General features: G+C 66.6%; 12 protein-coding genes. 1 reads left to right on the forward strand and 11 read right to left on the reverse strand.

What is annotated here, in order from left to right:
• Window positions 1–19: 19 nt before the first annotated feature.
• From PQQ51_RS20430 to PQQ51_RS20480, 11 genes are all read right to left on the reverse strand, one after another.
• On the reverse strand, window positions 20–793 hold the full coding sequence (locus PQQ51_RS20430) for an ABC transporter permease (RefSeq protein WP_408498633.1): 774 nt from the start codon (window positions 791–793) through the stop codon (window positions 20–22).
• A 3-nt stretch (window positions 794–796) separates the two neighbouring features.
• Window positions 797–1,540 carry an ABC transporter ATP-binding protein gene (locus PQQ51_RS20435; protein ID WP_408498634.1) on the reverse strand — a complete coding sequence of 248 codons (744 nt, stop codon included), beginning with the start codon at window positions 1,538–1,540 and terminating at the stop codon, window positions 797–799.
• On the reverse strand, window positions 1,537–2,310 hold the full coding sequence (locus PQQ51_RS20440) for a GntR family transcriptional regulator (protein WP_408498635.1): 774 nt from the start codon (window positions 2,308–2,310) through the stop codon (window positions 1,537–1,539). The genes PQQ51_RS20435 and PQQ51_RS20440 overlap by 4 nt, the downstream gene beginning before the upstream one ends.
• A 214-nt stretch (window positions 2,311–2,524) precedes the next feature.
• Complete coding sequence (locus tag PQQ51_RS20445) at window positions 2,525–3,781, reverse strand: SfnB family sulfur acquisition oxidoreductase (RefSeq protein ID WP_408498636.1); 1,257 nt, start codon at window positions 3,779–3,781, stop codon at window positions 2,525–2,527.
• Between the two features lie 3 nt (window positions 3,782–3,784).
• Window positions 3,785–5,035: an SfnB family sulfur acquisition oxidoreductase gene (locus PQQ51_RS20450; RefSeq protein WP_408498637.1), complete on the reverse strand. Its 1,251-nt coding sequence runs from the start codon at window positions 5,033–5,035 to the stop codon at window positions 3,785–3,787.
• Between the two features lie 199 nt (window positions 5,036–5,234).
• On the reverse strand, window positions 5,235–5,438 hold the full coding sequence (locus PQQ51_RS20455) for a cold-shock protein (RefSeq protein WP_408498638.1): 204 nt from the start codon (window positions 5,436–5,438) through the stop codon (window positions 5,235–5,237).
• Between the two features lie 199 nt (window positions 5,439–5,637).
• Window positions 5,638–6,744: a substrate-binding domain-containing protein gene (locus tag PQQ51_RS20460; RefSeq protein ID WP_408498639.1), complete on the reverse strand. Its 1,107-nt coding sequence runs from the start codon at window positions 6,742–6,744 to the stop codon at window positions 5,638–5,640.
• A gap of 47 nt (window positions 6,745–6,791) precedes the next feature.
• Window positions 6,792–8,222 (reverse strand): LLM class flavin-dependent oxidoreductase, encoded by a 1,431-nt coding sequence (locus PQQ51_RS20465; RefSeq protein WP_408498640.1) that lies wholly within the window; start codon window positions 8,220–8,222, stop codon window positions 6,792–6,794.
• 80 nt (window positions 8,223–8,302) lie between these two features.
• A complete protein-coding gene (locus tag PQQ51_RS20470) occupies window positions 8,303–9,547 on the reverse strand; it encodes an SfnB family sulfur acquisition oxidoreductase (protein WP_408498641.1) in 1,245 nt (414 codons plus the stop codon).
• A 168-nt stretch (window positions 9,548–9,715) separates the two neighbouring features.
• Entirely contained in the window at window positions 9,716–10,780 is a 1,065-nt protein-coding gene (locus tag PQQ51_RS20475; protein WP_408498642.1) for an ABC transporter permease, read from the reverse strand.
• Window positions 10,777–12,342: a sugar ABC transporter ATP-binding protein gene (locus PQQ51_RS20480; protein WP_408498643.1), complete on the reverse strand. Its 1,566-nt coding sequence runs from the start codon at window positions 12,340–12,342 to the stop codon at window positions 10,777–10,779. Before PQQ51_RS20480 ends, PQQ51_RS20475 begins: the two co-directional genes overlap by 4 nt.
• Before the next feature lie 282 nt (window positions 12,343–12,624).
• Between PQQ51_RS20480 and PQQ51_RS20485 the strand changes: the two genes are divergently transcribed.
• Complete coding sequence (locus PQQ51_RS20485) at window positions 12,625–13,983, forward strand: LLM class flavin-dependent oxidoreductase (RefSeq protein WP_408498644.1); 1,359 nt, start codon at window positions 12,625–12,627, stop codon at window positions 13,981–13,983.
• The last annotated feature ends 5 nt before the right edge of the window (window positions 13,984–13,988 follow it).

A 13,988-nucleotide genomic window follows, 5' to 3' on the forward strand; every position in this document is an offset into this window, starting at 1 on the left:
GGTCCAGGCCCCGTTATGGTTAAGCTGTTTTTTTCCAGCGAAAGAGCCGCCGTTCAAGCGGCTTGAGCACGCCCGCTTCGAGCGCGAGCATCAGCACGACGAGCGTGACGGTCCACGCGAACACCTGATCGGTCTGCACGAGGTCTGCCGCCTGCCGCAAGCGGTAGCCGATGCCGTTCGACGAGCCGATCGTCTCCGCGACCAGCGACACGCGCCAGCCGAAACCGAACGCGAGCCGCGCGCCGGCGAAGAAATGCGGCAGGATCGTCGGCAGAAAAATCTTGCGCATGATCTGCGCGGAGTTCATCCGGAAACTGCGCGCCAGTTCGACATGCTGACGATCCACCGTCAACGCGCCTTGCCAGACGTTGGTCAGGATCAGCGGCATCGCGGTCATGAACACGACGAAAATCGTCGTCGCGTTGGAGATGCCGAACCAGATGATCGCGAACACCGCCCAGATCGCCGACGACACCGTATTCACGATCGACAGCAACGGCTCGAAAAAACGCGCCGCGCGCGGACTCGAACCGAGCACGATGCCGAGCGGCGCACCGACGAGCGCGGCCAGCACGAAACCCGCGAGCACCCGGTACAGCGTGATGCCGAGATCCTCGAAGAAGGTCCCGCTGTGCAGCAGCGCGATGAACGCGGTGCCGACTTTTGCGGGTCCGGGCAGCACGAATGGCGGCATCCGCAACGACGCGAGCCACCACGCGGCGAGCAGCAGCGCGACGAGCACGGCGCGCTGGACGAGCAGCCCGGCCAAAGAACGCGAATACGCAGTAGACATGGGTCAGATCAGCAAACGGAGTTGGCGGATCGCCTCGGCAACGGCGGGATCGGTGGCGACGCGCGGGCGCGGCAGGTCCACGTCGACGATGTCGCGCACGCGGCCCGGCCGCGGCGCGAGGACGACCACGCGATCGGCCAGCACGACCGCTTCTTCCACGTCATGCGTGACGAACAGCACCGTCATCTGTTGCAACTCGCGGATGCGCAGCAGTTCGTGGTGCATCTGCTCGCGCGTCTGCGGATCGAGTTTGGAAAACGGTTCGTCCATCAGCAGGATGCGCGGCTCGGTGACGAGACTGCGCGCCAGCGCGACGCGGCTGCGCATTCCGCCGGACAGTTGATGCGGATGCGCGTCGCCGAACGCGCCGAGGCCGACCAGTTCGAGCGCGGCCGCGGCGCGCGCGTGACGTTCGCGTTTCGGCACCGGCGGCTGTTGCGCCTCGAGACCGAACGCCGCATTCGCGCGCGCGGTGCGCCACGGCAGCAGCCGGTCCTCCTGGAACATGTAGGCGAGCGCGTGGCGCTCGCGCGCGCCTTCCGCGCGCCGGCCGTCGATCCACAGTTCGCCCGCGTCCGGATCGACGAGACCTGCGACGATGTTCAACAGCGTGCTCTTGCCGCAACCGGACGTGCCGAGCAACGCGACGGTCTCGCCTTGCGCGACATCGAACGCGACCTGCTCCAGCACCGGCAGCGCGCCATAGTGTTTGTTCACGCCGCGCAATGAAATGGCCTGCGTGGTCATCGGCGCAACTCCGCCACGCTGAACACCGGCAGCGACGCGCCGGCGCTCGACAGACTTGCGTAGACCTTCTCCATCGTCATGCTCTGGAAGGTTTCGATATGGCGGCGCGCGATGGTTTCGGCGCGGCGGCCGTCGCCCGCGTCGAACGCGTCGATCATCGCGTTGTGGTCGTGCTTGATCTCGGGCTTGGTGCCCTGCACGCCGAAGCCGAGCGCGACGAGCCGGGACATTTCGTCCATCAGGCTCGCGAGCGTGCGGTGCAGCCGTTCGTTGCCGCTCGCGGCCGCGATCGCCAGATGGAAATCGCGGTTCGCGTCGAGGAATACGCCGATCTGATCGGACAGCGCGCGCTCCGGATACGGCACCCGGCATGCGGCTTCGAGACGCCGCAGCAGCGCGATGTCCACTCGCCCGCACGCGAGCCGCGCCGCGAGCGGTTCGAGCTGCACGCGCAGCGCGAACACTTCTTCGACGTCGCGCAGCGTGACCGGCGCGAGACGGTAGCCCTGGCGCGGAATCGAGCGGATAAAGCCTTCCTGCACCAGACGCACCAGCGCGATACGGCAACTGTTCTTGCCGATCGCGTAGGTTTCCATCAACTGGCTCTCGCTGACGGTCGAGCCGGGCATGAAACGGCACGACAGAATGTCGCGGCGGATTCTCGCGTAAGCATCGTCACCGCGCGACAGCGCGGCACGGCCGTCGGCTTCGGTGAGATTCGCGTGGGGGTCTTCGTGGATCATCGACGATGGCAGTCGTGAGCTGCTCACGACCTCTCCTTGAAACACTCAAGCGGCCATCGTAGGTGTTCTGTCGGGAATAAGTAACGAACAAAACACGCTATCGATCTTATGCATTTTGCTAGCGTGGGCCGCCCAGCGGCGCGCCCCGCGCGGGGCGGGGAGCCGCCGCGCGTCGCCTTCGGAGGGTCATGGCAGGGTCACGGCGCAACTACCGCACAATGACATGGCACTTGCAGCGCAATTACAGCGCGCCGTGCCGCGGCGGCAACGTGTCGTTCAGATAGAAGTTGCCCACCGCGTGATATTTCCAGCGCACCGGATCGTGCAGCGTGTGCGTGCGCGCATTGCGCCAGAAACGGTCGAGACCGAGTCCGTCGAGCGTGGCCGCCGTGCCCGCGAGTTCGAACAGACGCGAGCCGGTGTCGAGCGAAACGGTGGTCGTCAACGCGCGGGCCTCGGCGACCGCCACGGACGCCTCCGCCACCGTGCGTTCGTTCGGCTGCGCCTGAGCGGCGTCGACGAAACGGCCGGCACGCCGCAACAATGCCTCGGCCGCGCGCAGCCGCACCGCGAGGTCGCCGAATTGCGCGACGGTGAGCGGGTCGTCCGCGGCGCGTTCGACCTTTGCATCGACCCACGGCCGCGAGCGCTCGCGCACGAACTGCAACGCCGCCGCGAACGCGCCGCGCGCCTGCCCCAGATCGATCGCCGCGTGGATGATCTGCGCGAGCGGGCCGATGGTCGTCGGCCGTTCGAACGAGGCCTGATACGGCACCAGCCATTCGGGCTCGACGCGCACGTGTTCGAACTGCACCGAGCCGCTGCCGGTCACGCGCTGGCCGAAGCCGTCCCAGTCGTCGGTCACGGTCACGCCCGGCGTATCGCGCGGGATGAACGCGAGATACGCGACCTCGCGTCCTGCGTCGTCGGCGACGACCAATGTCGGAATCCAGTGCGCGTACAGCGCGCCGGTGCAATAGAACTTGCGGCCGTCCACATGCCAGCCGCTCGCCGCGCGCGTCAGACGCGTACGCCGCTCGAAATCGCGGCTGCCGATTTCGGCAAGCGCATTGCCCAGACGGTCGCCGGCCAGCACCCGGGCGTAGAAAAAGCGCTGCTGCTCGACGGTGCCGCCCACGCGCAGCACTTCGAGCGCGTAGAAATGATTTTGCGGAATCTGGCCGAGCGAGCCGTCGGCCGCGGAGATCGTCGCCGTCACTTCGGCGAGCGTGCCGCTGCGCACGCCCGCACCGCCGAATTCGCGCGGCACCGTGATGCCCCACAAGCCGCTCGCGACGAATGCGTCGAGCTCCGCCCACGGCAGACGCCGCTCGCGGTCGCGCAATGCGGCGTCGGGCGCGAACTCATCCGCGAGACGGCGTGCGGCGGTTAGGGCTTGTGCATCGTCCGCGATCAGATCGGGGCCGTGCGGGTGCGGGGTGTTCGATACGCCGGGACGCGTAGTGTCAGGTGTCGCTACGGAGAGATCGAGGCTCATGTGTCAATTCCACGAATGCCGAGCCGGCAGCGCATGATTCAGGTGATAGTTGCCCAGCAGATGCAGCTTCCAGCGCACCGGATCGTGCAGTGTATGGGTGCGTGCGTTGCGCCAGTGACGGTCGAGGTTGTGAGCCGCGCGCGTCGATGCGGAGCCGGCGAGTTCGAATAGCTTTTCGCTCGCTTCGAGCGCGATGCGCGTGGTCAGCACCTTGGCCTCGGCCACCGCGACCGACGCCGCCGCGCTGCCCTCGGCATCGAGCGGCTGCGCGGCGAGAAGATCGAGCGCGCGGCCGGTTTCCTGCAGCACTTCGTGCGCGGCATGCAGGTCGATCTGCAAACGGCCGACATCGGCGACGATGTACGGGTCGTCGCTCGCGCGCGCGACGCCGGAGTCGACCCACGGGCGCGCGCGCTCGCGCACGAACGCAAGCGTGTCGGCGATGGCGGCCTGCGCGATGCCCTGATCGATCGCGGCCTGGATCAGTTGCGAGTTCGGACCGAACAGACCCGGGCGGTCGGCGAATTGCCAGATCGGCAGCACGTCGTCGGGGTCCACCGGCACGTGTTCGAACGTGACCGTGCCGCTCGCCGTGGTGCGCTGGCCGAACGCACTCCAGTCGTCGACGACGGTGAGACCCGGCGCGTCGCGCGGCACCCACACCTGCACGGCGCGGCCTTCGTCGTCGGTCGCGCGGGTCGGCACGCGATGCGCGAACAATGCGCCGGTCGAGTAGAAACGCTGACCGTCGAGGCGCAAACCGTCAGGTGTTCGACGCAAGCGCGTGGTGCCTTGCAGCACCGTCGCGGCGCTCGCGGAGCGGCGTTCGGGCCCGGCGTTGCCGAGTCTGCGGCCTGCGAGCACTTCGCCGTACAAGCGCGCTTGCTGCTCCGGCGTGCCGATCTCGCGCAACACGCCCAGCACGCCGAAATGATTCTGCGGAATCTGGCCGAGCGCCGGATCGGCCGCGCACAGAATCACGAAGACTTCCGCGAGCGTCGCATACGACACGTCGGCGCCGCCGTATTCGCGCGGCACGGTGATCGCACCGAGCCCGCTCTCCGACCACAGGTCGAGTTCGGCCCACGGCAGCAGGCGTCGCCGGTCGCGCTCGGCCGCGCCCTCGGCGAAACGCGCGGCGAGCGCATGGGCGCTGGCGAGTGCTTCGGCATCGTCGGCGATGCGCCGCACGCGGGCCGGATCGGGATCGCGCGGCAACAGATTCGGTACAGCGGGAGCTTGAGAATTAGACATGCTGGTTCGTACCGGCAGAGTGACGTGCGGACGTGCGGACGTGCTGATGTGCTGACGTGCGACCGCCACCCGCGCCGTCCGGCACGGCACTGGCGGCCTACGCGGGCGATGCAGGCCCGGATAGATCGGATGAGTATGCAGATCGCCGAAGCGCGCGGCGCCTGGAAAGCCCGAAAGCCTGGGACAGACAGTCCACCGCTTACAGCGGCTTGATATCGGCGGCCTGCTTGCCTTTGGGGCCCTGCTTCACGTCGAAACTCACCTTCTGGTTTTCCTTCAGCGACTTGAACCCTTCCGAGCGCACCTCGGAGAAATGCGCGAACAGATCTTCGCCGCCGTCATCCGGTGTGATGAAGCCAAAACCTTTTGCATCGTTGAACCACTTGACCGTACCTGTTGCCATGACCTTTCCTTGCTGTTTGTCGGACTGGACCTCGGCGAAGGCGTTACGCGCACAAGGCGCTCCGTTGCTGCCGGGTCCAGTTATGCTGGCGCGGGATCGTCGATCCACGTGCCGCAATAGACACGATACGGGTAAGGCGGCCGACTCGAAACCAAGAAATTCTTGAATGTTTATCAGCCGCAGCGCAGGTCCGCGACGCTCAGTCGGCGGCTGGAATCCATGCGGCGGTGGCCGCGTCGCTGGCGCGGAACGCGGAAAACTTCTGACCGAGCTCGGCGATCGTCCTGATGTTGTTCTTCACCAGATCGTCGCGCGTGATCAAGGTGGGTTTGACGACGATCCGGTGCTCGGGCTGCTGCCCGGCGAGCAGCAGCGCGGCGGCGCGCACCGACACCGCGCCGACCACTGCGGGATTGGTTGCCGCGGTCGCGACCCAGGCGCTGTTCGGCGCGCGGATCGCCTCGATATCGGAGGTCGAAATATCGGCGCTGTAGATACGCAGTTTCGACGACAGATTCGCCTCGTCCGCGGCGAGCTTCGCGCCGCGCGCGAATTCGTCGTAAGGCGCGAACACCACGCGAATCTCGGGATGCGCGCGATAAGCCGCCGCAGCCTGATTCGCGACGGACTGCGCGATCGGATTGTCGACCGTGCCCCAGCGCGCCTTTTCCTGAACCTTCGGATGCGCGGTCTTGAAGTCGCGCCACACCGCATCGCGCCGGTCGAGCGGCGCAAAGCCGGCGACATACACGTAGCCGGCCGCGAACGCGTCGCCGTTGTCTTTCACTGCCTGGTCGAGCAGCAGCGCCGCGAGGTCGTGATCGCTCTGCTCGATTTGCGGCACCTTCGGATTGCCGAGGTCGACATCGAACGCGACGACCTTGATGCCCTTGTCGAGCGCGCGTTGCACGACGTCCTTCAGCGATTCGGGCAAGCCGTGATTGACGATGATCGCCGACACGCCGAGGCTGATCGCCTGCTGGATCTGCTCGCGCTGCTCGGCTGCGTCCTGACGGCCTTCGTAGATGCGCAGATCGATGCCGAGCGCCTTCGCCTGTTTTTGCGCGCCGGCCTCGTAGGCCTGGAAGAAATCGCCGGTCGACAGATAGTTGACGAGCGCGACCTTCACGCCGCCTTTGTCGAACGGCGCGGGCGCGTCCTTGAGCGGCGCGGCGTGCGCGGCGGCGCCCGCCAGCATCGCGGCGGCAGCGACAGCCGCGGTGATCGCCGCGGTGACGGCAAGCGCACGCGGCTTCAGGCTCGTCTTCACGCTCGTCTCGAACTTACGACGCAGAAATGATTTCATCAGCGATCTCCAGACCGGAAAGGACAGCGTAGTAATGGATGGTTTTTTTATCCGGCATGCGCCGGTGTGTGGGTGGGCGCGTCGGTCTGCCCGTCGGCGTGCGCCTGGGTCCGCGCCGTCACCCGATAAGCCGCGCCCGGATGCGGCTCGGCGAGCCGCGGACCGCGCCCGTGCAACTTCTCGCGCAACGAGCCTGCCGCGTAGTCGGTTTTATAAACACCGCGCCGTTGCAGCTCGGGCACGACGAGGTCGACGAAATCCGTGAAGCTTTCGTGAGTCAGCGCGTATGCGAGGTTGAAGCCGTCGACGTCGGTCTCTTCGACCCATGATTGCAACTCGTCGGCGATCTCCTGCGGACTGCCGACGGACAGCGGACCCAGACCGCCAATGCCGCCCCACTTCGCGATCTCGCGCACGGTCCACACGCGCGTCGGGTCGGCGCTCGACAGCGCTTCCACCGCCGACTGCACCGCGTTGCTCTCGACGTAGCGCAACGGCTCGTCGAGGTCGTATTTCGACAGGTCGATGCCGGTCCACCCGGACATCAGCGCGAGCGCGCCCTCGTCGCTCGTGTAGCGGCGATAGTCGGCGTGCTTCGCGTGCGCGTCCGCCGACGTTTTACCGGTGATCACCGTGTGCAGATTGAAGATCAGCACGTCGTGCGGATCGCGTCCGAACGACTTCACGCGCGCCCGGATATCGGCGACAAAATTCTTCAGAATGGTGCGCGACGGCGCCGCGATGAAAATGCACTCGGCGTGCTGCGCGGCGAAATCCTTGCCGCGTTTCGATGCACCCGCCTGATACAGCACCGGCGTGCGCTGCGGCGACGGCTCGCAGAGATGAATGCCCGGCACGTCGAAATACTGCCCGAGATGCCCGATCGGGTGGACTTTAGACGGCTCCGTGAACACGCGCCGCGCGGTGTCGCGCACCACCGCGTCGTCTTCCCACGACGCTTCCCACAGCTTGTAGCACACCTCGAGATATTCCTCGGCGAGCGAATAGCGTTCGTCGTGATTGGCCTGGGCGGGCAAGCCGACATTGCGCGCGGCGCTATCCAGATACGACGTGACGATGTTCCAGCCGACCCGGCCGTTCGTCAGATGGTCGAGCGTCGACATGCGCCGCGCGAACGGATACGGATGCTCGTACGACAGCGAGCAGGTCAGGCCGAAGCCGAGATGCTCGGTCACGTGCGCCATCGCCGACACCAGCAGGATCGGATCGTTGACCGGCACCTGCGCGGCCTGGCGGATCGCGGCTTCGCCGTTGCCGTTGAAGACGTCGTAAATGCCGAGCACGTCCGCGATAAAAAGGCCGTCGAACTTGCCGCGTTCGAGCAGCTTTGCGAGGTCGGTCCAGTAGTCGATCTGCTTGTAGCGCCACGACGCATCGCGCGGATGCGCCCATAAGCCCGGCGATTGATGCCCCACGCAATTCATGTCGAATGCGTTGAGACGGATTTCTCTGGCCATGTTCGGATTCAGTGGAAAGTGACGACGGCGCGCCGGCACGGCCGGCCGCGAGCGATTGCGCAAAGCCCGGTCTCAGCCCGTCAATTCCACGGATGCCGCACCGGTTTGACGCCGTTCAGATAGTAGTTGCCGACCAGGTGATATTTCCAGCGCACTGGATCGTGCAGCGTATGCACACGCGCGTTGCGCCAGTGGCGATCGAAGTTGTGTTCGGCGAGCGTCGACTGCGTGCCGGCGAGCTCGAACAGCTTTTCGCCGGCGAGCAGCGCGACTTCCGTCGTCAGCACTTTCGCTTCGCCGACCGCGACCGATGCGCGCGCCACGTCGTCTTCGCTCGTTTCAGGTTTTGCCGCGATCTCGTCGATCACGCGTGCCGCACGCTCCAGCAGCGCTTCCGCCGCATGCAACTGGATATGCAGATGACCGATTTCGCGCACCGTCAACGGGTCGTCGCTCGCGCGTTCAACCCCGCTGTCGACCCAAGGCCGCGAGCGCGCGCGCACGAACGTCAGCGTATCGGCGAGCGCGGCCTGCGCGATGCCCGCATCGATCGCGGCCTGGATGATCTGCGAGATCGGCCCGTTCAACGTCGGAAAATCGGACACGCGATGCGCAGGCAACACATGCGATGCCGGCACGCGCACATGCTCGAGCGTCACCGTGCCGCTGGCCGTGGTGCGTTGACCGAAGCCCGACCAGTCGTCGATCACGGTCAGCCCCGGGGTGCCCTTCGGAATGTAGGCGAGCCAGCCCTTGCGCTCGGCGTCGAGTCCAAGCACCGGCACGAAGTCCGCGAACAGTGCGCCGGTCGAATAGAACTTCGTGCCGTGCACCACGTAGTCGTCGCCGTCGCGCGTCACGCTGGTCTTCAGGTCCAGCACGTTCTTCGTGCCCTTCTCCGAAAAGCCGTTGCCGAAGCGCTTGCCGCCCAGCACCTGCGCGAAGAAATACTGTTTTTGTGCTTCGCTGCCGGTCAGCGCGATCACGTCGACGAGACCGAAGTGGTTCTGCGGCAACTGTCCGAGCGACGGATCCGCTGCTGCAATGATCCTGATCACTTCGGTCAGTGTGACGAAAGACACGCCCGCGCCGCCGTAGGCCTTCGGCACGGTAATCGCCCATAGGCCCGACTGCGAGAACCAGTCGATTTCCTCGTGCGGCAGACGGCGCTCCGTATCGCGCTCCGCAGCGCCTGTCGCGAGGCGGCCTGCGAGTTCGTGAGCGACGGCGAGCGCTTCGGCGTCGTCGGCAATCACATGCGCCGCGGACCGGCTTGTATCGAGCGTTGTCGATTTCGAGGAAGCCGCTTCGTCAACTTCTGCCATCGGAGTCTCCGTTTGAATGACCGTTCGCTCAATCTATCAGCGGCCCTCGCGCGCGCAAACTGAACGATTCCGCAATCGATATTCCTTCGGACGGCAAAGGACTGGCGCGGACCGCTCGCGGCCACTTCGCCGAGCCTCGAACTCGACTCAAGCCTGAAGCCTGAAGCCTCAAGCGCGCGAGTCCACCCGCCGTCCGACGCTGAACGTGAATGCCAGCGCGAGCACCAGCAGCACGCCCTTGATGAAATCCTGCATGTAGTAAGGCGCGTTCAACATCGTCAGCCCGTTGAGCAGCACGCCGACGAACACCGCGCCCACCACGGTGCCGAACACATTGGGCCGCTTCGCGCCCCACACCGCGTAACCCATCAGCGCCGCCGCCACCGCGTCGAGCAGCAGCGAGTGACCGGCGCTGACGTCGCCGCGCCCGACCCGCGCGGCGATCAACACGCCGCCGAGCGACGCGATCGCCCCCGACGCCACATAGGCCGCGATCCGGTAACGCGCGGTCGGCGCACCCGCGAGCCGCGCGGCCGTCTCATTGCCGCCGATTGCATAGATCACGCGTCCCCAGCGGGTCGTCTCCATCACGACGCACGCAAGCACGGTCAACGCGAGAAGAACCAGCACGGGCAACGGCACCACGTCGAACAGACGCAGCCGGCCGAGCGCCAGAAACGCGTCCGGGAAAATCCCGCTCGCCTCGGTGCCGTCGGGCAAGATCGTGCCGGTGGCGAGCGATCGGCCGCCGGTCGGAATCAGTTGCAACCCGGCGAGCAGGAACAGCGTGCCGAGCGTCGCCAGTTGATCCGGCACGCGCAGCCGGGTGATCAGCAGGCCGTTGAACAGGCCGGCCGCGACACCGAGCACGAGACACGCGGCGACCGCCTCCAGCATCCCGCCGTGCCAGACGATCAGCACGTAGCTCGCCGCCATCTGCGCCGAAGCGGCCACGCTGCCCACGGAAAGATCGAAGCCGCCCGCGGCCAGCGTGATCGTCACGCCGATGCCGAGCAACGCGACGATCGATACCGCCTGGAGGATGCTGAACAGGTTGTCGATGTTCAGGAACGCGGGTTCTTTCGTCGCGAACACGACGATCAGGATCGCGAGCACGAGCAGAATGCCGGTGCGCTCCAGATGGTCGCGCAAGCTGCGTAAGCCACGCCGGGTGGGACGCGTATGGCGGCTTTCGGCGACGTCGCGCGCAACGGGAGGAGTGACGGATTTCATCGATCGGAAAGAGAACTCGGGTCGTGGATGGGTTGATGATCGAGCGTTGCGCGATCGAAACGGACGACGCGATCGGCGATCTCGAACGCCTCTTCGAGATCGCTGACGAACACGATCGTCGCGCGCTGCGGCGCATGGCGCCGCAACGTATCGGCGATGTCGGCGCGCGCGCCCGCGTCGACGCCCTGGAACGGTTCGTCGAGCAGCAGCAGCCGCGCGGGTTCGACGTGCCAGCGAGCCAGCACGACTTTCTGCTGATTGCCGCCCGATAAGCGCGTGAGGCGATCGTCGGGGCCGGTGCAGCGAATCCCGAAGCTGGCGATCGCCTGCGCGGCGACTTCGCGTTCCGTCGCCGGCTTCACCGCGCCGCGCCGGAACCAGCGCGACAGGAACGGAAAACTGAGCGTGCCCGCAATCGACGCGAACGGCACGCTGTCCGGAAACAGCGACGTGCGCCAACGGTCCTCGCCGGCAAGGAACACGCCCGCGCGAATCGCCGCGGCCGGCGAACGCGGACGCCACGGCTGTCCGTCGAGCAGCATCCGGCCGCCGCTCGCGCGCGTCGCACCGAAAATCGCACTCGCGAGCCGCGACTTGCCGCCGCCGACCGGACCCGCGATCGCGACGATCTCGCCGCGCCGCACGTCGAGATCGAACGGCACGCTGTGCGGGGTCAACTGGAAATCGCGCAGACTGAACGACGGCTCGCGCGGCAGCGCGCCGGCCGTCTGCCGGTTGCGTGCGTCCGGCAACGAGCGGCCGATCATCGTTTCGACAGCGGCGTCGAAATCGATCGGCGGGTGCAGGTCGGCCACCAGCCGTCCGTCGCGCACCACCGCGACGCGGTCCGCGATACGCCGCAAATCGCCGAGGCGATGCGAGACCAGCAGGATCGCGACGCCCTCCTGCCGCAACGGTTCGAGGCGTGCGAACAGCCGCTCGGCTTCGGCGGCGGACAGGCTCGCGGTGGGTTCGTCGAGAATCAGCAGCCGCGGGCGCGACGCCAGCGCCCGGGCCAGCGTCACGAGTTGCTGATTCGCGAGCGACAACGAACCGAGCGGCGCCGCCAGATCGACTTGCAGACCGACGCGTTCCGCGAGCGGTCGGGCCGCGGCGCGCCGCGCGGCAGGCGGCACGCGCCACGGCGAGCCCGGATCGCACAAACGATCCAGCAGCAGGTTGTCCGCAACCGACAGCGTGGGCACGACCGCATCGGCGATCGCCTGATGCACCGTTGCGACGCCGAGTTGCTTCGCGGCCTGCGCGGACGTCGGGCGATACGGCTTGCCGTCGAGCGTCAGCGTGCCGCCGTCGGGCAAATACACGCCGCTCAGGATTTTCACGAGCGTCGACTTGCCCGCCCCGTTCGCGCCCATCAACGCGACGACTTCGCCGGGATGAATCGACAGATCGAGGTTCGACAGCGCGAGTGTCGCGCCGAAGCGTTTCGTCACAGCGGCGGCGCTCAGAAGCGGCGCACGCGAGCCGCTACCTGCCGGCCGCACTGCGTCGCCGGCAGTTCTCTCCTGTGTTGCGTTTTCCGTGACGCTCTCCTGAACCATCCGATCGATCAGCCTGTAGTAACGGCAAACAGCGAGCAGCGAGCAGCGAGCAAGCAGCCGCTCTTCAACCGACCTATGCTAGCGGCGATTCGAGCGCGACTGAAACGATCATTTGTGATTTGAATATGGCGCCGCGGCTTTAGTCTCTGTCGACATATCGATGCCAGAATTGATTGGTGGCCCCGGATCGGCCGCCGATCGACAATGGAAAGATTCGCCCCGGCGCAGTTGCCCCTTCGCCATCGCTCCTCCTGCCGTCCTCTCCCGCATCCGACACGATCCATGACAACCGCCCCGCGCCGCCAGCTCCATCTGAACGTCAACATTCTCCACTCGGGTTTCGTGCCGTCCGCGTGGCGCGTGGCAGAAGCCGATCCGCGCGCGTTCGTCGATATCGACCACTACGTGCGCGTCGCGCGGATCGCGGAAGCCGCGAAATTCGACGCGGTGTTTCTCGCGGACAACGCGTCGATCGCCGATCAGATCGACTTCCGCCCGATCACCGCGCTCGAGCCGACCGTGCTGCTGGCCGGCATCGCATCGGCCACCACGCATATCGGCGTGATCGGCACCGCGTCGACCAGTTACAACGAGCCGTACAACATCGCGCGGCGCTTCGCGACGCTCGATCATCTGAGCGGCGGACGCTCCGGCTGGAACATCGTGACCACCGCCGATCTCGGCTCGGCACGCAATTTCGGCCGCGACGCGGTGCCGAATCACGCGGAGCGCTACGAACGCGCGGCCGAATTCACCGACGTGGTGAAAGCGCTATGGGATAGCTGGGAAGACGACGCGTTCATCGGCGACAAGGCGAGCGGCCGTTTCATCGACACCGCGAAAGTGCACCGCATCGAGCATCGCGGCAAGTACTTCAGCGTCGACGGTCCGTTCAATCTGCCGCGCAGCGCGCAGGGGCATCCGGTGCTGATCCAGGCGGGCGGCTCGACGGACGGCCGCGATCTCGCGTCGCGCTACGCGGAAGCGGTGTTCTCGGCGTCGCAGTCGTTCGACGAATCCGCCGCGTACGCGCGCGAGCTGAAATCGCGCGCCGCGGCGCTCGGACGCGGCGACGAAGCAATTCGTGTGCTGCCGGGTCTCACCACGATCATCGGCGCGACCGAAGCGGACGCGCTGCGCCGGCGCGACGAACTGGTCGATCTGATTCCGTGGAGCTATAGCCTCACGCGGCTCGCGGGCGTTCTCGGCGTGAGCGTCGAGCGATTGAAACTCGACGAGCGCCTGCCCGACGATCTCACGTTGCCCGGCGGCGGCAACGGCAATCACACGTTCTTCCACGCGACGCTCGCGCAAGCGCGCAGCAACGGCTATACGGCGCGTCAGTTGATCCGCGCGCTGGCGGGCGGCGGCGGACATCGCGTGATCGTCGGCACACCGGAACAGATCGCCGACGATATCGAACACTGGTTCAAAGGCGGCGCGGCCGACGGTTTCAACCTGATGCCGGACGTGCTACCCGGCGGCTTGCAGGATTTCGCGGACGGCGTGGTGCCGCTTCTGCAACAACGCGGGATTTTCCGCACCGAATACGCAGGTAATACGTTGCGCGAGCACTTCGGGCTGGCGCGGCCGGTGAGCCGGCATTTCGAAGCGAGACGGGAAGCCGCGGCGATCGCGTGAACGAC

The organism is Paraburkholderia xenovorans, from assembly GCF_046030735.1.
GTDB classification, from domain to species: domain Bacteria; phylum Pseudomonadota; class Gammaproteobacteria; order Burkholderiales; family Burkholderiaceae; genus Paraburkholderia; species Paraburkholderia xenovorans_A.